Here is a 24,220-nt window from a genome sequence, read left to right as displayed (position 1 = left end):
TAACGCCAGCCAGCATGCGCGGCTTTGTAGTGGAGGCGAAGCCGCAACGGAAAAGACGTCGCCGTGCCTGGCCTTGTTATGCACGGCTAAACCGTAGTCTATAAGTTGTCAGGCAGTACGCTATTCTCTAGGTACTCCATCAACTCATCATTTTCAATAATAGATCTGTATAGTACAGCATCCCATGAGTTAATAGACTTTTCCTCTTCCATTTCTATAAAAAGGGTTAATAACTCCCGTATTTTTTTGCTTTCATCCTGCCGGCAGGCTTTAGCTCTACGTAGAACACTTATATACCTAGTCCTAAAGTACTCTTTAAAACGAGTGAGAAAATCGATTCCTTCTAAATGCGACTTAACAAGTAAGCTTAGTTCTTCTGATATTTCTTCACTGACAGCGATATCTATTGAAGGAGTAGCAAATGGGGGAATGAATGTTATTGAAAACAAAGGTCTGTCCACGTCATCAAAATAAGGATGAATGTATCTCTTCTGACCGTCCTCAGTAATATAGTCTGTTAGTTTCTCTCCTTGGCACCAGTCACACATTGGCGTTAAGTTCAACAGCAAAACTGAAAGCTCAGGAAATACGTCTTTAGGAAGATAATGATCTAGAGTTCTCGGCCTTCCAGGTTCCCCACAGCTTGGGCAAACAACTAGCCCGTTACGTTTCCTCATGGCCTCCAGCTGCAGGAAGGGTAGCTTTTCGTCCTTAGGAGTGTATAGACCAATCAAGGATTTCTTACGTTGATTAGCCTCTTCTTCAGAATCTGTATAGTTTTTTAAGTCAAGTGGAGTAAGCATTAACGGGTTACCGTTATGCTCTATGAACATCTCTGCTTGAGATATAAGGTCATTCGTAATCCGATCGTAGAAGGACCTATATCTATGCCTTTCATTTATTATATCTCTCAAAATTTCTAGGGAGTCCTCTTCGGGAAGCCGAACTTTAGATACCATCAGACTTCCTTGAGTTAATCAGTTTTATCAACATTTCCTCATTAATCTCATCCCCAAGTTGATCAATAATATCTTGGGGGTCTGCATAGATGGCCAGCTGCTCTTGCAGCCAGCTATCGAACGGCTTCGTAATAGAGTTATCACCAAAAACGTATGATGAAATTCTTTGCATATCCCCACCAAACGTTTCAAAGGGAGGATACTCTACTTCAACTGTATCATTTTGTTTTCGGTAGACGTGTACACACTTGGCTGGGACCTCTCTAGTGATAGCTAAAGAATGAGTAGCCAAAATTGCTTTAGATGTGAAGGCTTTCAGAACCCTTTTAAGCAGCTCAACAAACTCAATTTCAAGTGCGGGATGCAAGAAAAGTTCAGGCTCATCAATGACAACCAAGCTGTCTTTCCTTATTTGCCCAACAACATTAACCACAATGTAGCAGAACAGCCTTTGTCCAGAGCTGATCTCAATCGCCTTATCATCCCCGATAAAAACAGCACCAGATTCGAATTTAATGCAATCCTTTAGTTCAATTTTCCACTCATCTATCGTCCGAATTACACTCTCATCAATCCTTAGATACCTATTATCTTCACCAACTATAAATTCGGAGAAATCCGGTATCTGATCAAATATATCAACACCCTCGACAATTTCAAATGCTATGAAATCGAATTCGATGGCTGACATAAGGACAGAAAGTATAGTTTCGAACTTATTTGTCCAGCTAGGCAACTCACCAAACTTCATATCATCATAGAGTGACTTTAAAATTGACGATACAGAATCGCTTGCTGGCAGGTTCCTACTAATACCTATCCTTTGATGACCATCTGAGCTTTCAACGATCCTACGAAAACCAAAGTATCTATAAGCATCTTTATCCTTCAGAGTGGTCTCAGATAAATCAATAGTAAACTCTTCAAACGGGCTATATGATATGAGAATCAGCTTAGAAATATTTGGATAATGGTCAAATGGTTCATGCTGTATCCCGTCAAGTGCAACCTTGCTTCCCCGATCCACACCCAGCCAGTATTCGACCAAGGACTTCAATGTATAGGACTTCCCTATCCCATTCTCACCAATTAGTACATTAATGTCATAAGGAAGTAATTTAGAATTAAAATTGAAACGAATTGGCTCAACCAAACCATCTTTTTTTATAGTATTGAGTGTGAAATCTTTTATACTTGACTGTTCATCGCTAAACAGCTTCCAGCCGTCTTCATAAGCCTTTCTTGCTCCGGCCTCCCTGAGAGGTGAAGTGGAAAAATCATCGTGCTTAATCAAATCAATTGCTTTTTGATCCCCTAATATATTCTCAAAATAGCCTGCATCTCTTATAGCATTGAGAACATCTTTAGCTTCATCAAAGCCTACTTTAGCGATTAATGCGTTATAAAAGTCAATATCACTTGGGACCGATACGTAGTTAAGTTCCGGAATAGGAAAAAATCCATCCCAGCCACCCTCGCATAGCTCGTTTAGCTTCTTTGGAGAGTAAATATCATTTTCAATTAGGAGCTTTAGGCCAAATTCAAAAAAGCTCTCTCCATCAACGTACAATACTGCGTTAAGGGTAGTACTTATCCCATAGTCGTCCCAATTATTGAACGATAAAGAAAGCATGGTATTTTCAGATGGTAGTTTGGCTGGCGTTGCGCGCCAATTACTCCCTTTCTGATAAAACACTTTCATTTATAGGTTATTCCTTTTACGAGTTCACAAAAACGCAACGCATGCGTGCATAACGCTTTGCTAATTGGCTGCCGCAGCGCAGCGTAGGCAGTCCAGTGGAGGCCACGCTTTTTGTGGCCGGAACGAAATTAAGCAACTTGTTAGTTTACGACTTTTAAGTGCTCAACAAATTTATCTGTAAACTGATATTTTGTTACGCTTTTACCAAACTCAGTGACATCAACAATTAGCCCTTTACCAACCAATGATTTTAACTGTTGCTCAAGTGAATCATGGTCTTCCAGATAATATGACAAGTGTGGTCCAGAAGCATTAAACATCCAGCTTTTGCTCAATACATAGAACTCTCGATGATAACTAAAATCAGGGTTAGTTAAATCAGATTTCATTTCAGAAAGTAATTTCTCGTGCTCACTCCAAAGCTTTTTATAGAATAACTCTTCAACTGTTTTGTACTCTTTAGCTTTACGAATATCAGTATATTTATTACCAAAATAAGTTCCTGCTGCACCAGTAGCTGTGCCAACAAGAAAACCTATAGTTAAACTCAAAAAGTCCATATATCACCTGATAAACTAACGCCCTGCTCACCGGAAAATTAGGAGCGTAGCGAGTAATTTTTCCGTGTGCAGCAGTTTGTTAAATATATTATTTCCCTTCCTTTTGTGCCATATCAATAAATGGCTGCAGCGCCCCCATCATACCACTAGCTTGCTCGGGGTTAGTTAAAAGCTGCTGCGCAAACATCATTGCAAACTGCTCCCCCATATCTTCCTTTTTAGGAATAACAGTTTCATTGATGATATTAGTCATTGTAGCCATTAAGTCTTTCTGAGACTCGGAAACCGTCTTTTCAATAATCGCAGACTTTTTATCAATCTCAGAGAGAACGTCTTTTATTCTGGACTCATAGTCGACCATCATTTTCTGAGTTTTTTCGAAGTTATCTCTCACTTCTTTCTCTGAACTTCTAGCTGCATGAATAGCAACCATTGCCAGAATCAAAGATGCTAGACTCGCTATTAAAGATACAACTTCAACTATACCTAAGCTTTCCATTCGATCTCCTTATATTTAACGCCGCATTCAGCGGCTTGTCCGCTGCAATGCCTTGTTAACTTATCTTTGTATAATGTTTATCGAACTCTTTCTGAATATTCGGGTTATAAAATGTCTTTTTTCCACCATTAGGATTCTTAGGGTTCAGAAGTCGCTCGTACGCAAATTTCTTATCTCCTTCCAATTTTTTTCTGATTCTGTGATATTTGGCGTTCATCTTGAAATCAGAATATCGCTTGGACAACCGCGTACTAAGGATATCGTAATCCCACGGATACTTATCCGCAAAATCTTCTTCTGACAAATATACTGCGGTGGCACTTGAATCATTAGTGACCTGAACAGGCAAACCAGACGTGCTCTTAACTTTCTGGAATTTAACATCAATTCTCAGAGTCAAGTTGTAATCGCCAACATCTTCGCTGCTATCATACCCCTCTTCTGACTTTTTTATGTACTCTAGAACTTTACGTTCATTTGAGTTGAGCGAAACACCGGGGGCTTCATTGAAGTTTCGAAAGAAAGACAGTGGCATGAGGTAAAAATTATATCCTGATAGGACATCACCAAACCAACTAGATACAAGGTGGAGGTAGTTTTGCAGTGATGCACTGCCTAGCTCCTGAATCTTCAGGGACAAGAGCAAGTCATCATTCACAAAATGTATTGAATTATCCCTAATTTCAGTAAGCGCGACCAAATTGTCATATACCGCTTTGTCTATCTTAACGCCATAATCCTCGGTAGCGATCCGATAGGCTTCAAAAAGATTAATTGAAAGAGGGTTTCCGGATCGATTAGTTTTTGGCCTCTTAACCGTAGATTTCTTTCCACTTTTTAAGGTTCTATATTCCATTGCATAAAGTGAAGCCACTTTATTACTGGCCAAATTGAGAACTTTTGCTTTTAACAATAACTCCCAAGAGTTAATGCACAGCACAGAAAAAGTCTCCTCGCGATACTTGAAGTCAGGTTTATTGTATATCTCTATTGCAGACAGCATTGCTGCGATAGATTTTTCAAGCATTAAGCGAGATCGAGACTTCATGGAGCTCCCTTGGGTAAGTTAACGCTCGCATTTGCGGCTGGTTTGGAGCGCAGCGGAAAACCAGTCCGACAACATGCGCTTGTTAGATTTTTCTTATCGCCTTCAAACCGACAAGAAGATTGTCGCCTTTTTCGGTAAGACACCAGTATGTTCTCTTATCCTTGACGCTTCTGTTTCTCTTGCTTTTCTGTATAAGTCCCAGAGCACGAAATTGTACAATTATAGTGTCGAAGACATCATGCTCGAATGTGGCCGAAAGTTCTCGTTGACCAAACCCCTGCAGAGGTCGCATATTATCTTCTTCAGTTTTAACTATCAGCTGTCTAAATCGAGATTGAAGCGATTGCTCATCAGACTCATCAGCCATAAGCGGAGCTAGCGCCCCAAAAATTGTATTCCAGGGCACAGCTGCCGTTAACTTTGCTTCATGCCAATCAAAATAATCAATTTTTGCTTTCCCGATATATTCGAACTCAAAACGTTCATCACCTTGTGACAGCTCCTCAGTATTAACTCCAGCTGTAGACGTGTTTTCCAGTTCTTCTTTAAGACGTTCGATTTCATTTTTAAGTCTCAGGATCTCCTGCGCTGAATCTTCGCTTGGAACGAGATCTGCTTTAACCCAACCAACTGCCGGAGATCGCTTTTTGAGTTGCACAATGCTTCTTCCAACAATACCTGCTAGCTCAGCGGGAGTTTCCCAAAACTTGCATAATTTCTTTTGAGCAAGACCTCTAAATGATTCCAGTTTTTTATTTAATTCAGGTTCAGTTTCAGTAAACTTAGCAGGAATAGACCTTGGGTCTTTATGCAAGAATGCAATTACAGGCTTTCCTGATTCCAGCGCATATCTATACTCCATTTCGGTATAACCTATTCCTGATTCAGAGCAAGACCCATACCTGCCAGCTAGAACCAAGACGTAGTAATCACAATCATCAATAACAGATTTAATAAAAGTCCACTGATCATCATCGGATGCCGGGAATAACTCCATACCTATTGGAATGCAATCTAGTTCCAACAAAGCCTGAATCACTTCCTTTCTTTCTTCTAAAAGATCAACATATGTTGAACTTACGAATACTTGATACTTTTTATCCATTCGATTCTCTTAAATCTAACCTTTGTATACTGCGCATGCGCACTCCGTATCGCCCCAAAAGCACCCATATCGCTTTAACCAGCTGATAACCAGTGTTTTTCTTTATCTCAAAACAGAATCCTGAAAAAGAATTCGAGCATGCTCATTTTCATTCCGGCGAATGCGCAATATCACACTTTAATTTTTCGTTATGATACTGACATTAAACAAGTTAATGGCATAAAACAATATCAAAGCGCGCAATGCCTTCAGAAAACACGAGTCAGGAATGACGCCTTACTGAGCCACGTACATCTGGAATAAAATATTCCCTCTTATCATTATTAGGTTGCGCGTTACTAAACGACTTAATCTGGTCTTGAGCTGTGTCCCCCGACATTCTAGCGGTCGTCACATGTCAGGCCTATACGAAACCTACTCCCATTAAAGCGTGCCGGTATTTTGGCTGGTAACATATGCTGTCGCTTTGCGACAGAAATTATATGCTAATTAGCCCACAGAGCCCCTAAAACTTGCTTGCCCTAACTAAAAACGCTTACTATTTACTCTACCAGAAAGTTAACGTTTATTTAACAGGAGCACTTATGTCCAACTCTCTAAAACTGTATGAAGCTCTTATGCTTCTGTCGCTCCGCGAAGAAGAAGGCACCATGAACGGTGCATACGTAGAGTACGCAGCGGCTGGGGCATTGCCGCTGAGTTACTAATGTTGGGGCGTATAAAAGTGGATAGCGACAATAAAGGCAAAGTCGCTGTAGTCGATGACCGCGCTACCCACGACGCGTTGCTGGATGACGCGTTAACAATGATTTCGGGCGCGAAACGCCAGCGCAAACTGAAAGACTGGGTGCAAAAGTTGGGTGGTATAAAAAACTTAAAACACAAAGTCGCTCAGGCACTTGCTGACAACGGCATTGTTGCTCATGAAAAGGAAAAGGTACTTTGGCTGTTTGAGCGCCAAATTTACCCGGAAATAAACCCCAAACCTGAACAAGAGCTACGTCAGGACATGCGTGACGCTGTGCTAAGTGACACCAAAGACATTGAGCCGCGAGTTGCAATCATCGTTGCGTTGGCCAATAGCGCAAAGCTTTTGCCGCAAGTATTCAGCAAACAAGAACTGAAAGAGCGTAAACAGCGCATTAAACAACTGGAAAACGGTGAGCTTGTCTCCAAAGCCGCTAGAGAAGCCGTTCAGGCCATTGAGGCCGCAGTCATGATTGCAGCTATTATGCCCGCGATTACCGCCGCGACAGCTCCTGGTTCAGGCTCGTGTTAAGCGCTTAATTAAAAGCTGGAGCCTGGTTGTTTTAGAAATTCGGGTTCGTCCTCGGTCGACTCTCTGCCCATCGCGACATTGCGATGGGGGTACCGACCAAAGCGGTCGATGATTTCTTTATGCTTCACTTCGTACTTGTAGTTGTTTTCCAAACCAGGTTGGTCAAACAAAGTCATCGCTTGCTCGTGAATCAGTCGCGACTCGCTGTGCATGTAGGGCATGTACAAAAAGGCCTTTTCATCGGCGTTAACGTGTTTGTCCGCTTCGTGCTTCACCGCTTCCTGAGCCAACACCAATGCCATTGGGTCTTGTGAAAAGGCTCGCGGGGTGTCGCGATAGATATTTCGTGAGAACTGATCAAGCACAATAATCTCAGCCAAACGCCCTTTTGCAGTTGTGCGCCATTGCCAACACTCGCCCCGACTGGCTGCTTCCAGCGTATCGGCGAAGCGCTCTTTTATCTGACTATCCAATGTATTGCTCTTTTTAAACCAGTCCCGGGGCGTTAACTCCTCAAACCAAAACGTCAGTATGTCGTTTGCTTTCATTGGTTTATTCTCACTCATTCTATTGGACACCGTCATACTATAATCATGCAATAAAAAAAGCCCAACACGCGGGTTGGGCTTTAATGTATAAATTCACTGCTGAGTTAGCTCTTCAGTTCGCCAGAGGACGACTCAATGTGTGCGCGGACAAACCACTGGAACTGCTCCAGCTCGGCCAGTTGTCCGGTCAGCATATCTTCCGACACTGGATCCAGATCCGCCAGTGTTTCCATCGCTTTTCGGTGGTCTTTGTTCACGCCGTCGTACACTTTATCCAGTGCAACTAGGTGGTCTTTCACTAGCCCTTTGCCTAAGGAATAATCTTCCCAGCTTCGGCGGTCAGCAATGGCTTGTGGTGTCCCCACAGGTACGCCGCCCATGGTCGCAATACGCTCGGCAATGGTGTCCGTCATATCGCGTACGCTGTCCACTTGAGGGTCGAGCATTTCATGCACGCCAATAAAGTTTGGCCCTACTACGTTCCAGTGAACGTGTTTTAAGGTCAGTTGCAAATCCAGTAAGGCAACCAAGCGCTGATCCAGCAGTTCAATTGCTTTTTTTGCCGACTCGCTTTCAACGCCAGGTGCAGTAAATTCAGCTACTTTCGGTGATTTATCGCTCATGCTCATCATTCCTTCTGCTGTCTCACTTGTATTTAAGCTTACGCCAGTTCTCGGAGAATGGATCGCCATTTAACATTCTTTACACACGCGAGCACAGTGAAAGCAATTAGCACCGGACTAAAACGAGTAACTCAGCTCAAAGCGCACCGTCCGCGGTTCCATCACGTGGTAGTGCAAATCTTCAACGCCGTTAGCCGGTTCGCCCGGCAGGCGTGACGCATAAAAGTAGTCAATATCGTGGTCGTTGCTGTCAAAAAGGTTCAACACTTGCAGATTCATCGACCAGTTTTGCCATTGCTTGCCCACCAGCACGTTCACTACGGTGGAGGTGTCTGAGCGTTCTGAGTTGTCTTCCACCAGGGGCCGCTCCCCCAGATAACGCAACCGTACGGTAGAAAACCAGTTGTCGTTAAAGCGTTTGGTGACGCCCAACTGCAATATGTCTTCCAGCGCGCCCGGTATGTCTTTTTCGGCGGCGTTGCCGTCATCAAACTCGGCGTTGGTGTAAGCGTATTCGAGATCCAGACTGAGCGTATCCGTAATGTTGTAGTACGCGGCCAACTCAATGCCCTGGCGCTTTGACGGCCGGCTGGCTTCGGTATTTCCCGCGTCGCCGACAAACAGCAGTTCGCTGTCTTGCTCTAGCGACCACAATACCACCGAGCTGTTAAAACTTGTGGTCGGACGCCAGCGTAAGCCCAGTTCATAACCAAAGGTGCGCACTAACGGGTCAACCGGTGCTATTGCATCGCCGTTGTTCGGGTCAACTTGTGTGACCGTGCCGCGAGCGTCGTTCGAGTGAAACCCCTGCCCGGCAGACAAATACAACTCCGCGGTGTCGGTCAGCAGATAATTGGCGTTACCTTTCAGCGACCAGATACTGTCCGATGCAGTGCCGTTATTGGCGTTAAGGTTAACACCGTTAACGTTGGTATTAAGCAATGAGTCCACATCAAAGTGAAAGTAGTCGTAGCGCAGCGATACGTTGGTTCTTAAGCGGTCCGTCAATTGATAGTCGTAGCTGGCGTAAACCCCGGTGTTCCACTCGTTTACGGCGTCGTTTCTGACCGTGCCCAGACGTTCGCGCTCTTGCGATGTGTGGAGCCCGACTTCCTGTATGTCGTCATATCGCGTGGAAAAGCCTAACGTAATGTTGTTATCGGGATGCCAGTTACCCGACGCACCATAAACCCGGCGATTATCCACCTGCTCAAACTGATCGCCTAACAGCGGATCGTCCAGATAATAGGTAAAGTTAGAAAACAACGATAAGTCGTAGTCGATCACGTACGCCGTTAAGGCGTAGTCCATGGTGGTATAAATCGCGTTCAGGCTGTATCGATGAGTTTTACCGCCCAGGGTATCGTCGATAGAACCCAGCTCGTCAATTTGCCCCTGCTCAACCGCTCGTGCGGGGATTTGATCAGCGCTGTTCCATTCATTTTTGTAGCCCATAGCGCCCAGTGTTAGCAAGCCATTGTCGGTTCGAATGCTGTGGCGAGCAACCGCGTTCAATTTGTTCACGTCTTCGTCTACATCGGTCCAGGGGCCGTTGTAGGTTTGATACTCTAAGCCATACAACGTACTGCTGCGGCTGCCATGTGATACATCATCGGCCAGAAGAATACGCTGATAGGCGTCTTCGCCCACACTGACTTTGGCCAGTCCCTTTTTACGGCTCATTTGTGTGCTAAAGCCTACGCTCCCTGCGCCGGAAAAGTCGCCAACGTCACCGTAGTATGAGCCTTTTTGGTACACCACCTGATCAATCAGTTCGGGGATCAAAAAGTTAATGTCGGTATAACCGTGACCGTGTCCGTGGGTTGGCATATTGATGGGCATGCCGTCCACGTAGGTCGCAAAGTCTGTACCATGGTCCAAATTAAACCCGCGCAAGAAGTATTGATTGGCTTTACCACTGCCGCTGTGTTGGGTCGCACTCATGCCCGGAATCAGCTCCATGAGCTCCCCCGTACGCAACATGGGCCGAATCTCAATTTCTTCCTGTCCCAGTACGCCCTCTGAAGCGGACATTGCCTGCCCAACTAAGTTGGCCTGGTGGCCGGATACCAACACGCGTTCAATGCCGTCGTGTGCGGACACGGTAGCGGAATGAATAAGAGCGCTGGAAACAACCAACGCTATTAAGGAAGGTTTAAAGCTTTGCATGGGCAGGACGTCCTCTTTGTCATTTTGCCCGCAAGTTTACCCGAAAGCTTTGCACTGATAAAACCAAACGAGGCGTTTTTACCCCTCTGTGCGTTAGGTCATTAAAAAGCCGAGCGTGATGAGTACCACAAAAAGCAGCGTGGCGAGTACAAACGAGCGTGCACCGGCCTTTTTGACCACACTGATGTGGGTCATCATACCCAGCGACGCCATTGCAATCGCCAACAGATACGTGGCGGCTGTTGAAAGCACGCTGACCACGGCCGCTGGAATCAGCCCTGTTGAGTTAATGAAAATAACCACCAGGAAAAACAACGCAAACCACGGAATGGCAATGGGGGTTCGCTGGCCGGACTCGGTGGCTTCGGTGCGGCTTTTCCAAATCGACAAGCCAATCAATACCGGTACCAATAGCAACACACGGATCATTTTTTCAATAACGGCGGTATTCGCAGCAGCGCTACTGACAGCATCGCCAGCGGCAACCACTTGTGCTACTTCGTGAACAGAAACGCCTACCCATAAGCCGTACTTGGCCTCATCAACAGACAGTACGCCGTACAGTACTGGGTATAAAAACATTGATAAGGTGCCAAAAATGACCACGGTAGCAACCGCTATGATCACTTTGTGTGGCTTCGCTTTGAGTATGGGTTCGGCAGCAGCTACAGCAGCGGCGCCGCAAATGGCACTACCAATAGAGATTAATATGGCTTGATCCGTGTCTAACTTAAACACTTTTTTACCGACCCAAATGCCCACGGCTAAAATAGCACTGACCATCACGACCGCGATAAAAAAGCCATGGAAGCCAACGGAACTCAGCTCCTGAAAACTGATATTAAAACCGTACAAAACAATCGCCAGCCGCAGTATGGGGCCTTTGGCTATATTCAGCCCCGGCTCTAAGGTCGAACGAAACGACGTGGGCATGGTATGGCTGATAATGACCCCAATAACAATGGCTAAAATCAGCGGTGACACCTGTGCGAAGAACGACCAGACCTGCGGTAGAAAGATAGCCAGCACACCGCACAGTACGGCGGCGACAATGCCTGTCAGTTTTGTGTTCATAAATGAATCCTTGGTTTTATCACTTGCGAGGCAGTATAACGCCCCTATAATTAATTAAAATTTAATAATTAACTATAAAAGTAATTAAATATTATGATTAACTTAAAACAATTAACGGTGTTTAAAGCCATCAACGAGGCAGGCAGCTTAAAGCTTGCGGGCGAACGTTTGGGGATGACCCCCGCCGCGGTATCCGTCAATTTAAAAATGCTTGAAGAACACTTGGGCTGTGCGTTGATTGAGCGTGGCCGCGGGCGTCGAGCAGTCGCTCAACGGGTTACCTTAACGGAACAAGGCCGTTGGTTATTGGAGAAATCCGATACCGTTTTCTCGCACACACAGTCCATAGAGAACTACTTTAAAACTCAACAGCAATCCGATAAAACGTTAAAAATTGGGGCCAGTCAAACCGTCGGAAACTACTGGTTGCCACCCTATTTATCGGAGTTAAAAAACGGTTACCCCGGCAGCTCGGTCAGCGTTTACATTGGGAACACCGACGATGTGCTTTCTCGGCTGGAACGGTTCGAGGATCATTTCGCGGTTATTGAAGGCCAATCGGATCGCAAAGTGCTGGAAAGCTACGCCTTTAAAGAGGACAGTATGACGCTGGTGGCGCCGCCCGAGTTTGAACTAGGCAAGGATTTATCGAAATACACCTGGTTAATTCGGGAGCCCGGCTCCGCAACCCGAAAAATGACACAGTATTTTTGGCAGGAAATGGGGATTTCCCCAAGTACAATCATCGAACTGAATACCAACGAGGCCATTATTCATGCGGTAGCCGCTGGTGCGGGCATTGCCTACGTGCCAACCATCAGTACTCCTTTTATGCTGGAAGCCGGTTTACTGCAAAGTTACCCTACCTTTGCGTCTCATACACGGCAATTGTATTGGGTGGTACACAAAGACATGCAAGACACACCAGCCATAAAGCACGCACGGCGAGTATTTTTTAAGACATAAAAAAACCCGGCTTTTAAGCCGGGCTTTGTGTAAGCGTTGGCGGATATTACCAGCCAGTTTTTTCTGCAACCGCTTTGCCGATGTCAGCCAAGCTGCGTACAGTTTTAACGCCTGCCGCCTCAAGTGCAGCAAATTTCTCGTCAGCAGTACCTTTACCGCCGGCAATGATGGCACCAGCGTGGCCCATACGTTTGCCCGGAGGCGCAGTAACACCAGCAATGTAAGAAACAACCGGCTTAGTGACATTATTTTTAATGTACTCTGCCGCTTCTTCTTCTGCTGTACCGCCAATTTCACCGATCATAACGATTGCTTCGGTTTCTGGATCTTTTTCGAAGAGTTCCAGAATATCGATGAAGTTAGAACCCGGGATAGGGTCGCCACCGATACCAACACAGCTAGACTGACCAAAGCCTGCGTCAGTCGTCTGCTTAACCGCTTCGTACGTCAATGTACCTGAACGTGACACGATACCCACTTTACCTTTCTTGTGGATGTGGCCAGGCATGATACCGATTTTGCACTCGTCCGGAGTGATAACACCCGGGCAGTTTGGACCGATCATACGCACGCCTTTGTGCGTTAGGTATTCTTTAACGTAAAGCATATCCAGCGTCGGGATACCTTCAGTAATACAAACAATCAGTTCGATACCAGCGTCTGCTGCTTCGATGATTGAGTCTTTACAGAAAGGAGCCGGTACGTAGATAACTGATGCCGTTGCGCCAGTTGCTTCTACCGCTTCTTTTACGGTGTTGAATACAGGCAGACCTAAGTGCTCTTGACCACCTTTACCAGGGGTAACACCGCCAACCATTTGCGTACCGTAAGCAATTGCTTGCTCAGAGTGGAAAGTACCCTGACCGCCAGTGAAACCCTGACAGATTACTTTGGTGTTTTTATCGATCAAAATGCTCATTATTGACCTCCTGCCGCAGCAACCACTTTATCAGCAGCATCAGACAAGCTCTCTGCAGCGATAATGTTCAGGCCACTTTCGTTCAATTTCTGTGTACCCAGTTCAGCGTTGTTACCTTCAAGGCGAACAACCACTGGTACTTTAACGCCCACTTCTTCAACCGCGCCGATGATACCTTCTGCGATCATGTCGCAACGAACGATACCACCGAAGATGTTAACCAATACGGCTTTAACAGAGCTGTCAGACAAGATAATTTTGAACGCTTCAGAAACACGCTCTTTTGTCGCGCCGCCACCAACATCAAGGAAGTTAGCTGGCTCGCCGCCGCTCAGTTTAACTATGTCCATCGTACCCATCGCCAAACCTGCGCCGTTAACCATACAACCGATGTTGCCGTCTAACGCTACGTAGTTTAGTTCCCACTTAGCCGCTTCCGCTTCACGAGAATCTTCTTGCGAAGGATCGTGCATTTCCTGGATTTTCGGCTGACGGTACAATGCGTTGCTGTCGATGCCTACTTTCGCATCCAGGCAGTGCAAGTTGCCTTCGTCAGTGATAACCAACGGGTTGATTTCCAACAGCGCTAAGTCATAAGTTTCAAACATGTTCGCCAAACCTAAGAAGATTTTTGTGAACTGCTTAACTTGATCTGGCGTTAAGCCCAGTTTGAAACCTAATTCGCGACCTTGGTATGGCTGAGGGCCAACCGTTGGGTCAATTTCAACTTTCAGAATTTTCTCTGGCGTTTCTTCAGCAACGGTTTCGATTTCTACGCCGCCTTCAGTTGACGCCATGAACACGATTTTACGTGAACCACGGTCAACAACCGCGCCTAAGTATAGCTCGTCAGCAATGTCAGTGCAGCTTTCAACCAAAATCTTAGCAACCGGTTGACCTTTCTCGTCGGTTTGGAAAGTTACTAAGTTTTTGCCTAACCACTGTTCTGCGAATGCACGAACTTCATCTAAACTTTTAACCAGCTTCACACCGCCCGCTTTACCACGGCCGCCTGCGTGAACCTGACATTTTACGACCCAAATGTCGCCACCAATACGTTTTGCCGCTTCTACAGCTTCATCAGCTGTGTCGCACGCAAAACCTTCAGATACTGGTAAACCGAACTCTTTAAAGAGTTGCTTACCCTGATACTCATGCAAATTCATGATGCTCTTCCGATTCGTTGAAACAACAAAAGCAGCTTACCTGCTGCCTACCCGAATACCGCGCCGAATTTTAACGTGAACGGCGCAAAATTAACAGCCGCAAGCTAAATTAGCATTGCGGCTGGTTCTCAGCGTCTTTAGATATCCAGGATAAGACGTTGAGGATCTTCTAACAGCTCTTTTACGGTGACTAGGAAGCCAACCGATTCTTTACCATCGATAATGCGGTGGTCATAAGACAGAGCTAAGTACATCATTGGCAAGATTTCAATCTTACCGTCGACAACCATTGGGCGCTCCTGGATTTTATGCATACCCAGAATTGCGCTTTGAGGTGGGTTCAAAATTGGCGTAGATAACAGTGAACCAAAGACACCACCGTTAGTAACCGTAAAGTTACCGCCTTGCATTTCTTCAAGAGTTAACTTTCCGTCACGGCCTTTAATTGCCAAGTCGCGAATGCCTTTCTCCATGTCTGCAATTGACATTTTGTCGGTGTCACGCAGAACCGGCGTTACCAAGCCTCGCGGAGTCGAGACCGCAATGCTTACATCAAAATAGTTGTGATAAACAATGTCATCACCATCAATAGAAGCATTCACGTCTGGGAAGCGTTTCAGTGCTTCAGTCACTGCTTTTATGTAAAAGCCCATGAAACCTAAACGTGTGTCGTGCGTTTCTTCAAAGACGTCTTTGTACTTTTTACGCAAGTCCATGATTGGCTTCATGTTGATTTCGTTGAACGTAGTCAACATAGCCGTGTCATTTTTCGCTTGTAACAGACGCTCAGCAATACGCTTGCGCAAACGTGTCATTGGTACACGTTTCTGGTCACGATCACCTGAAACAGCAGGTTGAGCGGACTGCTGTTTGCTGTTGTCAGAAGACTTAGAGGCTGATTTAGAAGAACCTTCTTTAACATGCTTCTCAACATCTTCTTTCGTGACTCGGCCGCCTTTACCTGTGCCTTTAACGTCACTTGGCTTAAGACCATGCTCACCGAGTAAACGACGTACCGCAGGACCCGCCACTTCGCTATCGCCACCGTCGTCTTTGTTTTCTGCTGAAGACTCAGATTTGCTGTCTTCCGACTTACTTGAGCTGCCGCCTGAAGAAGCGCCCGCTTCAACGATACCGATAACGTCATCAGCGCCTACGGTTGCGCCTTCGTCATGCTCAATTTTAACCAACACACCGTCAGCAGGAGCAACGACTTCCAGAACAACTTTGTCGGTCTCAATGTCGACTAAGTTCTGATCACGTTTAACTTCGTCACCTTCTTTAACGTGCCAAGCTGAAATCGTTGCATCAGATACAGATTCAGGTAGTTGAGGAACGGTAACGTTCATCTTCTCGCCTGAGCCTTTTTTCTCTGAAGAGCCAGAGTCTTTTTTGTCGTCTTTCTTATCGGCTTTTTCGTCGCCGTCGTCTGACTTCTCTTCTTTCTTAGAGTCAGAGCTTTCAGCGCCGTCACCTTCTTCGATTTTACCAATCACTTCGTCGGCAGTGACTGTGGTGCCTTCTTCAGCTGTAATTTCGCCTAAAACACCGTCAGCTTCTGCGACAACTTCAAGCACTACCTTATCGGTTTCGATGTCCACCAAATTTTGGTCGCGCGATACTTTATCGCCAGGTTTTACGTGCCATGTTGCGATGGTAGCATCTGCAACAGATTCGGGTAATTGAGGAACTTTAATATCAATCGCCATGGTTCATCTTCACCTATTTAATGGTTAGCGCTTCGTCAACGAGTTTTTGTTGCTGTTTGTTGTGCTCGGATAAATAACCCACCGCTGGAGCCGCTGACGCGTCCCGACCACGATAAGTTAACTGAGCACCGGAAGGTATCGCAGCCCAGAAGTTGTGCTGGCTACTATACCAGGCACCTTGGTTCTGCGGCTCTTCCTGACACCAGACAAAGTCCTTGACGTGTTGATAATCTTGCATGATATCGGCTACTTCTTCCGCAGGGAACGGGTATAGCTGTTCGATACGAATAATAGCCACATCGTCTTGTTCACGGTCGCGGCGTTCTTTCAGTAAGTCGTAATACACCTTACCTGAACAAAGCACCACGCGTTTTACTTTTTTCGGATCCAAAGAGTCGATTTCACCAATCGCGTTTTGGAAGCCTGTATTTTCTAGCTCGTCCATCTCTGAAATAGCCAGAGGATGACGCAGCAATGATTTCGGCGTCATGACAATCAACGGACGGCGAACCGGACGTAATTGTTGACGGCGAATCATATGGAATACTTGTGCCGGGGTAGTCGGCACGCACACTGACCAGTTGTGGTCGGCCGAAAGCTGCAAGAAGCGCTCCAGACGCGCTGATGAGTGCTCAGGCCCCTGACCTTCATAGCCATGAGGCAATAATAACGTCAGTCCGCATAAACGACCCCACTTCTGTTCACCAGAACTGAGGAACTGGTCAATAACAACCTGAGCTCCGTTAGCAAAGTCACCGAATTGGGCTTCCCACATAATGAGTGATTTTGGCTCGGCTGTGGCGTAACCGTATTCAAAGGCTAATACTGCCGCTTCTGACAACACGGAGTCATAAATTTCGATTTGCCCCTGACCCTCTCTAATGTGGTTCAACGGCATATAAGTGCTGGCATCTTCTTGGTTATGCAATACCGCGTGACGGTGGAAGAACGTACCTCGGCCGGAATCCTGACCGGTTAGACGAATGTGTACGTCCTTATCAACCAAAGTCGCGTACGCCAGGCTTTCTGCAAAGCCCCAATCTAAGGCTTTGTCGCCTTTCGCCATTTTCTGGCGCTCTTGATAAACCTTCGCAACGCGGGAGTTCAGCTTATGCTCTTCCGGATACTGGGAAATTTTCTCAGCCAATTCTTTTAGCTTTTTCGCTGATACTTTGTAGTCGTATTCTACGTCCCAGTCATTACCGATATACGGTGTCCAGTCCACTGAATGAGCACGCATTGGACGGTGTTCTTCGACAACCACTTCACCTTTATCTAAGGCGTCACGGTAGTCCTGCACCCACTGTTTTGCATCGTCTTCGCTGACAGCGCCTGACTCGTTTAAGCGTTTTGCATACAGCTCGCGCGCTACCGGATGCTTTTTGACTTTCGCGTACATTAACGGCTGCGTTGCGCTTGGCTCGTCCGCTTCGTTATGGCCGTGACGGCGATAACAAACCAAATCAATCACTACATCACGCTTAAAGGTGTTGCGATAATCAAGCGCTAACTGTGTAACGAAAACAACGGCTTCGGGGTCGTCCGCATTCACATGGAAAATCGGTGCCTGAACCATTTTCGCAATGTCAGTACAGTACTGTGTCGAACGAGCGTCTTCACGTTTTGATGTGGTGAAACCTACTTGGTTATTCACAACAATGCGCACTGAACCGCCGACCTGATACGCTCGGGTCTGCGACATATTAAAGGTTTCTTGTACAACGCCCTGACCGGCAATAGCCGAGTCACCATGAATGGTAATTGGCAGTACTTTCTCGCCCACTTTGTCGCCTAATCGATCCATACGGGCGCGAACAGAACCGACAACCACCGGATTCACAATTTCTAAGTGCGATGGGTTAAAGGCCAGTGCTAAATGCACGTCTCCGCCTGGGGTAGCGAAATCTGAAGAGAAGCCCATGTGATACTTAACGTCACCAGAGCCCTTACTTTCGCCATGCTTACCCGCGAACTCATCAAACAAGTCTTGTGGCTTCTTACCTAAAACGTTAACCAATACGTTCAAACGTCCACGGTGAGCCATACCAATAACCACTTCTTTTGCGCCCTGCTCGCCTGAGCGAGAGATCAACGCTTTAAGCAGTGGTACTAAACTATCGCCGCCCTCTAATGAGAAACGCTTCGCGCCTGGGAACTTAGAGCCTAAGTATTTCTCCAGACCGTCAGCTGAAATGAGTTCACGCAGAATTTTTTTCTGTTGTTCTTTATCGAATTTCGCCTTACCTAAAGAGCCTTCTAAACGTTGCTGAATCCAACGCTTCTCTTCGGTAGAAACGATGTGCATATATTCAGCACCAATAGAGCCACAATAAATGTTCTCAAGAGCATTGTGGATGTCTTTAAGCTTCATAGTCTCACTGCCAACCGCTAGCGAGCCTACGTTAAACTCACGATCTAAATCGTCTTTTGATAACTCATGAAAATCGAGAGAAAGGTCAGGAACGGTGTCTTGCTTCCACAATCCAAGCGGGTCGAGGTTAGCGTGTTGATGACCGCGGAAACGATACGCGTTAATCAGCTGTAATACTTTAACTTGCCTTTGATCGCTGACCGAGCTGCCGCCACCAGACTGCTTGAGTTTATTCTTCGCTGCTTCGCGGAACTGTTCGCGAACATCACTCATTTTCGTATCTGTTACCTGACCATCGCTAGGCAGTGCGTCAAACACCTTACGCCATTCGTCGCTGACAGCGGTTGGATCATCCAGATACGCCTCAAACATTTGTTCAATGTAGGCAACGTTCCCACCGGCTAGATGCGAAGTTTCTAGCCATTCACGCATTACACCGTCTTGCATTGCGTTTCCTTCACCTAAATATGTAAACCGATTTTATAAAAAAATAGCCATCCTTTGTGGGATGGCTATCCACAACATAAACCGTTCAAATTGACACGCGGTCAGTCTTAGACCGCGCGATTCAACAGCATCGATTTAATGTGGCCAATAGCCTTAGTTGGGTTCAACCCTTTTGGACAAACATTGACACAGTTCATAATACCGTGACAACGGAACACGCTGAATGCGTCGTCTAAGTCATCCAAGCGCTCGTCGGTTGCAGTATCACGGCTATCGATTAAGAATCGATACGCGTGCAACAAGCCTGCCGGACCGATGAACTTGTCTGGGTTCCACCAGAACGATGGACATGAAGTTGAACAACATGCACACAAAATACATTCATACAGTCCATCAAGCTTAGCACGCTCTTCTGGAGACTGCAGACGCTCACGTGCTGGTGGCGTTTTCTCGTCGTTAATCAGGTACGGCTTAATTTTCTCGTACTGCTGATAGAACTGGCTCATATCAACAATTAAGTCACGAACAACCGGTAAGCCAGGTAACGGACGAATGACAATTTTATTGCCTTTCAGTGCCGATGTTGGCGTAATACACGCCAACCCATTTTTACCATTGATATTCAGGCCATCAGAGCCACAAACGCCTTCACGGCATGAACGCCGGAACGCCAACGACGGATCTTGCTCTTTCAATTTGATAAGCAAGTCCAGCACCATCATGTCTTGGTTTTCTTCCACCTCTAAGGTGTAGTCCTTCATGTACGGTGCGTCATCAACATCCGGGTTGTAACGATAAATCGAAATATTCAATGTTTTCATCGCTTTAACCCCTTAATTAGTACGTACGAGCTTTCGGAGGGAAAGCTTCGCGCAGTTTCGGTGCCATATTAACCTGACGAGTCACCATGTCTTCAGATTCTGGGCGGTAAACAGAGTGAACCAACCATTTTTCGTCGTCACGGTCAGGATAGTCAGCACGGCTGTGCGCGCCACGGCTTTCAGTACGGAAGTTTGCGGCAACCGCAGTTGAGTATGCCGTTTCCATTAAGTTATCAAGTTCCATGCACTCAACACGTTGAGTATTGAACTCTTTCGACGTGTCGTCTAAACGTGCATGCTTCAAGCGCTCACGAATTTCTTTCAATTCTTTCAGACCTTCCGCCATTGCGTCGCCTTCACGGAAGACCGAGAAGTTCATTTGCATGCAGTTTTGCAGGTCTTTCTTAATTTGCGCCGGGTCTTCACCTTTTTGTGTATTTTCCCAACGGTTGTAGCGAGCCATGGCCGCTTCAACATCAGACGCTGACGATTCCCGCGCTTCGCTGTTAGCCGCCAGTGTCTGACCTAAATGCATACCCGTCGCGCGACCAAATACGACAAGGTCAAGCAGTGAGTTACCGCCCAAGCGGTTTGCACCGTGAACAGATACACAGGCAATTTCGCCACAAGCAAACAGACCAGGTACGGGTTTGCTTTCACCTTTGTCATCAACAGTCAGAGCCTGACCGTTAACGTCGGTTGGAATACCACCCATCATGTAGTGACAGGTTGGAATAACCGGAATAGGCTCTTTAACCGGGTCAACGTGAGCAAAGGTACGAGACAGGTCACAAACACCCGGCAAACGGCTTTCCAGCGTTTCTTTGCCTAAGTGATCCAGTTTCAATTTGAGGTGTGTACCCCAAGGACCGTCACAACCTCGACCTTCACGAATTTCGGTCATCATTGAACGAGCAACAACGTCACGCGATGCTAAGTCTTTTGCGTTTGGTGCGTAACGCTCCATGAAGCGTTCGCCGTCTTTGTTTAACAGGTAACCACCCTCGCCACGGCAACCCTCGGTTACCAGACAGCCTGAACCGGCGATACCGGTTGGGTGGAACTGCCACATTTCCATGTCTTGCACAGGAACGCCGGCACGTAACGCCATGCCAACACCGTCACCAGTATTGATGTGTGCGTTCGTGGTTGAAGCGTAGATACGACCAGCACCACCAGTTGCTAAGACAACCGCTTTGGCTTTCACGTAATAAACTTCGCCGGTTTCCATGTTCAGAGTTGTTACACCCGTGACAGCACCGTCTTGGTTCTTCACGAGATCAAGTGCATACCACTCAGAGAACACGGTAGTTTTGTTCTTAACGTTTTGCTGATACAGCAAATGCAGAAGTGCGTGACCAGTACGGTCAGCAGCTGCTGCGGTACGTGCGGCTTGCTCGCCACCGAACTCTTTTGACTGACCACCAAATGGACGCTGGTAAACTTTACCGTTCTCAAAACGTGAGAAAGGCAAGCCCATGTTTTCCAGTTCCAAAATAGCTTCCGGACCTGCTTTACACATGTATTCGATAGCGTCCTGGTCACCAATGTAATCCGACCCTTTTACGGTGTCGAACATGTGCCATTGCCAGTCATCTTCGTGTGCATTACCTAAAGCAACGGTAATACCACCTTGTGCAGAAACCGTGTGAGAGCGCGTTGGAAACACTTTCGACATCAACGCACAGCTCATTCCCTCTTGGGAAATTTGCAGCGCTGCTCGCATGCCGGCACCGCCAGCACCAATCACCACTGCATCAAATTCTAAAGTTTTAACGTTCACTTAAACACCCCACAGTACGAATAAGCCAGTGAGCCAAACAGCGATGAGACCAACGCTGAAAACCAGCTGAATGAAAGCACGTAAGCCAGCGGCTTTTACGTAGTCAGTCAGTACCTGCCAAATGCCAATCCAACCGTGGATAAGAACGGCTGTCAGAACCAGCATAGTGGCTACTTTCATCCAGATGTTAGCAAATAACCCACTCCAAACTTCATAGGTGACATCTGGCGTAGAAATGAAAAAGCCCGCCATGAATAATGCGTATAAACAAATAACGATAGCGCTGGCACGAAGAAGGATAAAGTCGTGCGAACCGCTGCGTCCGAAAGTAGCTGCTGCTGTTACCATAGCCAAACTCCTACTAGCACGGAAAGAAGAATAGAAAGCACAATTGAAATAACCGCGCTGGTTCTTCCCGAATCGAGCTCTTCCCAGTAGCCCATGTCCATGACTAAGTGACGCAGGCCAATAATTAAGTGAAATCCTAGCGCTGTCAAAATACCCCAGCCAATAAATTTAGCGATAAAGCTGGTCATCAGGTTTTCGATTTGAGCAAAGCCTTCTGGTCCACTAAGGGAAACAGCAAAAGCCCAAATAAGGAAAGCAAGAGACACCAGCATTACGACACCTGAGATACGGTGCAAAATAGATGCTTTGGCAGCGGCAGGAAATTTAATAGTTGATAAGTCTAAATTAACAGGTCTTTCTTTTTTCACGATAGATTGCCTTTTAATAAAGCACAAAAGAAATGTCTTTCACGTGTGTGTAACAAGATATTTGTCACAAATACGGTGAAAGAGTATATCGACCCAAGCCACATTTTACAACGACAAAACAACGATTCGATAAGTGAACTGTTTAGTCATGCGACTAAAGTCTAACTTAACTCAAAAATGAGTAATCTTTTCTTCATCTTCGTTACGTATAGTTTGCTAGAATTGGTTCACGTTCTGCGAATTAAATTGACATTTACGGGCATGATCGAGTTAAATTAGCCCACTTTTTCAAAGTAAACAGTGAGGAGATTTCCTTATGGCTGATCGTAAAGCCACTTTACAGATTGACGGCCAATCCATTGAACTGCCAGTACTTTCACCGGCGGCAGGTAAGGATGTAGTTGACGTCCGAACACTGGGAAAACATGGTTACTTCACTTTTGACCCAGGGTTCCTGGCTACGGGCTCTTGCGAGTCGGCTATCACCTACATCGATGGCGAAAACGGTGTGCTTTTACACCGCGGTTACCCTATCGGTGAGCTTGCAACAAAAGCAGACTATTTAGAAGTTTGCTATATGTTGTTACACGGCGAAGCACCAACTGAAGAACAGTACCAAGATTTCAAGAGCACTATTACTAAACATACAATGGTGCATCAGGGAATCCACAACTTCTTTAACGGATTCCGCCGCGACGCACACCCAATGGCAATGCTATGTGCTGTCACGGGTGCTTTGTCTTCGTTCTACCACGATGACTTAGACATTCATGATGAAAACCAGCGTCTGCGCAGTGCGTATCGCTTAATTGCTAAAATCCCAACGATTGCAGCAATGGCTTACAAATTCAGCATCGGCCAACCGTTCGTCTACCCACGTAACGACTTAGGCTACGCAGAAAACTTCTTAAACATGATGTTCTCTGTACCTGCTGAAGACTACGAAATTAGCCCGGCGGTTGCTCGCGCTATGGACCGTATCTTCACGTTGCACGCAGACCACGAACAAAACGCATCAACCTCTACTGTGCGTTTAGCAGGCTCTTCAGGTGCAAACCCATATGCGTGTATCGCAGCGGGTGTTGCGTCATTATGGGGACCGGCTCACGGTGGTGCTAACGAAGCGTGCTTGCGTATGCTGGCTGAAATTGGCTCTGTTGAGAACATTCCTAAGTACATTGAGAAAGCCAAAGACAAGAACGACCCATTCCGTCTGATGGGCTTTGGACACCGTGTTTACAAAAACACTGACCCACGTGCAACAGTTATGCGCGAGTCATGCCACGAAGTACTTAAAGAGCTTAACCGTGATGATCCATTACTGGACGTTGCTATGGAGCTGGAGCGCATTGCGCTTGAAGACGACTACTTCATCGAGAAGAAACTCTTCCCGAACGTCGACTTCTACTCAGGTATCGTGCTGAAAGCTATCGGTATTCCAACGAATATGTTTACCGTTATCTTTGCACTGTCACGTACTGTTGGCTGGGTGTCTCACTGGCACGAAATGATGGGCGAAGCAAACCAGAAAATTGGTCGTCCTCGTCAGTTGTACACTGGCTACACACAGCGTGAATTTAGCCCGATTAAAAAGTAAGGCTAACTACTGCTTACAAAGGCGCTCGATGAGCGCCTTTTTTATTGCTCGAAATTCAATAATTTTCCCGAAGATACCGACAATTAGTTCGTGTACGTTGCTTTTTATTCCTTAGAAAACGTGCAACTGCCCTTCAATTTATTTATACTACGTCGCATT

22 protein-coding genes are annotated in these 24,220 nt (G+C 46.2%); 4 read left to right on the top strand and 18 right to left on the bottom strand.

Going from position 1 to position 24,220, the window contains the following annotated elements:
* Positions 1-98: 98 nt before the first annotated feature.
* The 6 genes from CWC33_RS10820 to CWC33_RS10795 form a co-directional block, all read right to left on the bottom strand.
* Positions 99-959 carry a hypothetical protein gene (locus CWC33_RS10820; RefSeq protein ID WP_100691931.1) on the bottom strand — a complete coding sequence of 287 codons (861 nt, stop codon included), beginning with the start codon at positions 957-959 and terminating at the stop codon, positions 99-101.
* Positions 949-2,661 carry an AAA family ATPase gene (locus tag CWC33_RS10815; RefSeq protein ID WP_100691930.1) on the bottom strand — a complete coding sequence of 571 codons (1,713 nt, stop codon included), beginning with the start codon at positions 2,659-2,661 and terminating at the stop codon, positions 949-951. Before CWC33_RS10815 ends, CWC33_RS10820 begins: the two co-directional genes overlap by 11 nt.
* A gap of 140 nt (positions 2,662-2,801) precedes the next feature.
* Positions 2,802-3,221 carry a hypothetical protein gene (locus CWC33_RS10810; protein ID WP_100691929.1) on the bottom strand — a complete coding sequence of 140 codons (420 nt, stop codon included), beginning with the start codon at positions 3,219-3,221 and terminating at the stop codon, positions 2,802-2,804.
* Between the two features lie 88 nt (positions 3,222-3,309).
* On the bottom strand, positions 3,310-3,720 hold the full coding sequence (locus CWC33_RS10805) for a hypothetical protein (RefSeq protein WP_100691928.1): 411 nt from the start codon (positions 3,718-3,720) through the stop codon (positions 3,310-3,312).
* 55 nt (positions 3,721-3,775) lie between these two features.
* The gene (locus tag CWC33_RS10800) at positions 3,776-4,768 is read right to left on the bottom strand and encodes a DUF3644 domain-containing protein (protein ID WP_100691927.1); all 993 of its coding nucleotides are present in this window, start codon (positions 4,766-4,768) and stop codon (positions 3,776-3,778) included.
* An 82-nt stretch (positions 4,769-4,850) separates the two neighbouring features.
* Positions 4,851-5,873: a DUF4062 domain-containing protein gene (locus tag CWC33_RS10795; protein WP_100691926.1), complete on the bottom strand. Its 1,023-nt coding sequence runs from the start codon at positions 5,871-5,873 to the stop codon at positions 4,851-4,853.
* A gap of 584 nt (positions 5,874-6,457) precedes the next feature.
* Between CWC33_RS10795 and CWC33_RS12780 the strand changes: the two genes are divergently transcribed.
* Positions 6,458-6,580, top strand: coding sequence for a hypothetical protein (locus tag CWC33_RS12780; RefSeq protein WP_269799251.1), 123 nt, complete (start codon positions 6,458-6,460; stop codon positions 6,578-6,580).
* On the top strand, positions 6,580-7,152 hold the full coding sequence (locus tag CWC33_RS10790) for a GOLPH3/VPS74 family protein (protein WP_232709797.1): 573 nt from the start codon (positions 6,580-6,582) through the stop codon (positions 7,150-7,152). The genes CWC33_RS12780 and CWC33_RS10790 overlap by 1 nt, the downstream gene beginning before the upstream one ends.
* A gap of 8 nt (positions 7,153-7,160) precedes the next feature.
* On the opposite strand, the gene CWC33_RS10785 is transcribed toward CWC33_RS10790, so the two are convergent.
* From CWC33_RS10785 to CWC33_RS10770, 4 genes are all read right to left on the bottom strand, one after another.
* Entirely contained in the window at positions 7,161-7,718 is a 558-nt protein-coding gene (locus tag CWC33_RS10785) for a DUF924 family protein (RefSeq protein WP_232709796.1), read from the bottom strand.
* A gap of 86 nt (positions 7,719-7,804) precedes the next feature.
* Entirely contained in the window at positions 7,805-8,329 is a 525-nt protein-coding gene (gene dps, locus CWC33_RS10780) for a DNA starvation/stationary phase protection protein Dps (RefSeq protein ID WP_100691925.1), read from the bottom strand.
* A gap of 111 nt (positions 8,330-8,440) precedes the next feature.
* Positions 8,441-10,492: a TonB-dependent receptor gene (locus CWC33_RS10775; RefSeq protein ID WP_100691924.1), complete on the bottom strand. Its 2,052-nt coding sequence runs from the start codon at positions 10,490-10,492 to the stop codon at positions 8,441-8,443.
* Positions 10,493-10,585: 93 nt separating this feature from the next.
* Complete coding sequence (locus tag CWC33_RS10770) at positions 10,586-11,566, bottom strand: YeiH family protein (RefSeq protein ID WP_100691923.1); 981 nt, start codon at positions 11,564-11,566, stop codon at positions 10,586-10,588.
* A gap of 93 nt (positions 11,567-11,659) precedes the next feature.
* Here CWC33_RS10770 and CWC33_RS10765 point away from each other — a divergent pair, with 93 nt between their 5' ends.
* Positions 11,660-12,532 carry a LysR family transcriptional regulator gene (locus tag CWC33_RS10765; RefSeq protein ID WP_100691922.1) on the top strand — a complete coding sequence of 291 codons (873 nt, stop codon included), beginning with the start codon at positions 11,660-11,662 and terminating at the stop codon, positions 12,530-12,532.
* 46 nt (positions 12,533-12,578) lie between these two features.
* Here CWC33_RS10765 and sucD read toward each other — a convergent pair whose 3' ends face one another.
* From sucD to sdhC, 8 genes are all read right to left on the bottom strand, one after another.
* A complete protein-coding gene (gene sucD / locus CWC33_RS10760) occupies positions 12,579-13,451 on the bottom strand; it encodes a succinate--CoA ligase subunit alpha (protein ID WP_100691921.1) in 873 nt (290 codons plus the stop codon).
* Complete coding sequence (sucC, locus tag CWC33_RS10755) at positions 13,451-14,617, bottom strand: ADP-forming succinate--CoA ligase subunit beta (protein WP_088767976.1); 1,167 nt, start codon at positions 14,615-14,617, stop codon at positions 13,451-13,453. The genes sucD and sucC overlap by 1 nt, the downstream gene beginning before the upstream one ends.
* A gap of 137 nt (positions 14,618-14,754) precedes the next feature.
* The gene (odhB, locus tag CWC33_RS10750; protein ID WP_100691920.1) at positions 14,755-16,326 is read right to left on the bottom strand and encodes a 2-oxoglutarate dehydrogenase complex dihydrolipoyllysine-residue succinyltransferase; all 1,572 of its coding nucleotides are present in this window, start codon (positions 16,324-16,326) and stop codon (positions 14,755-14,757) included.
* A gap of 13 nt (positions 16,327-16,339) precedes the next feature.
* Positions 16,340-19,144, bottom strand: coding sequence for a 2-oxoglutarate dehydrogenase E1 component (gene sucA / locus CWC33_RS10745; RefSeq protein ID WP_100691919.1), 2,805 nt, complete (start codon positions 19,142-19,144; stop codon positions 16,340-16,342).
* A 107-nt stretch (positions 19,145-19,251) separates the two neighbouring features.
* Positions 19,252-19,965: a succinate dehydrogenase iron-sulfur subunit gene (locus CWC33_RS10740; protein ID WP_100691918.1), complete on the bottom strand. Its 714-nt coding sequence runs from the start codon at positions 19,963-19,965 to the stop codon at positions 19,252-19,254.
* A 16-nt stretch (positions 19,966-19,981) separates the two neighbouring features.
* Positions 19,982-21,691: a succinate dehydrogenase flavoprotein subunit gene (sdhA, locus tag CWC33_RS10735; protein ID WP_442906209.1), complete on the bottom strand. Its 1,710-nt coding sequence runs from the start codon at positions 21,689-21,691 to the stop codon at positions 19,982-19,984.
* A gap of 57 nt (positions 21,692-21,748) precedes the next feature.
* Positions 21,749-22,096 (bottom strand): succinate dehydrogenase, hydrophobic membrane anchor protein, encoded by a 348-nt coding sequence (sdhD, locus tag CWC33_RS10730; protein ID WP_053952372.1) that lies wholly within the window; start codon positions 22,094-22,096, stop codon positions 21,749-21,751.
* The gene (gene sdhC, locus CWC33_RS10725; RefSeq protein ID WP_058578962.1) at positions 22,090-22,464 is read right to left on the bottom strand and encodes a succinate dehydrogenase, cytochrome b556 subunit; all 375 of its coding nucleotides are present in this window, start codon (positions 22,462-22,464) and stop codon (positions 22,090-22,092) included. Before sdhC ends, sdhD begins: the two co-directional genes overlap by 7 nt.
* A 316-nt stretch (positions 22,465-22,780) precedes the next feature.
* On the opposite strand from sdhC, the gene gltA reads away from it, so the two are divergent.
* Complete coding sequence (gene gltA / locus CWC33_RS10720; protein WP_100691916.1) at positions 22,781-24,061, top strand: citrate synthase; 1,281 nt, start codon at positions 22,781-22,783, stop codon at positions 24,059-24,061.
* The last annotated feature ends 159 nt before the right edge of the window (positions 24,062-24,220 follow it).

Source organism: Idiomarina sp. X4 (assembly GCF_002808045.1).
In the GTDB taxonomy this organism is placed as follows: Bacteria; Pseudomonadota; Gammaproteobacteria; order Enterobacterales; family Alteromonadaceae; genus Idiomarina.
Note: the sequence above shows the minus strand (reverse complement) of the source record. Positions and strands in the feature narration are given on the sequence as shown.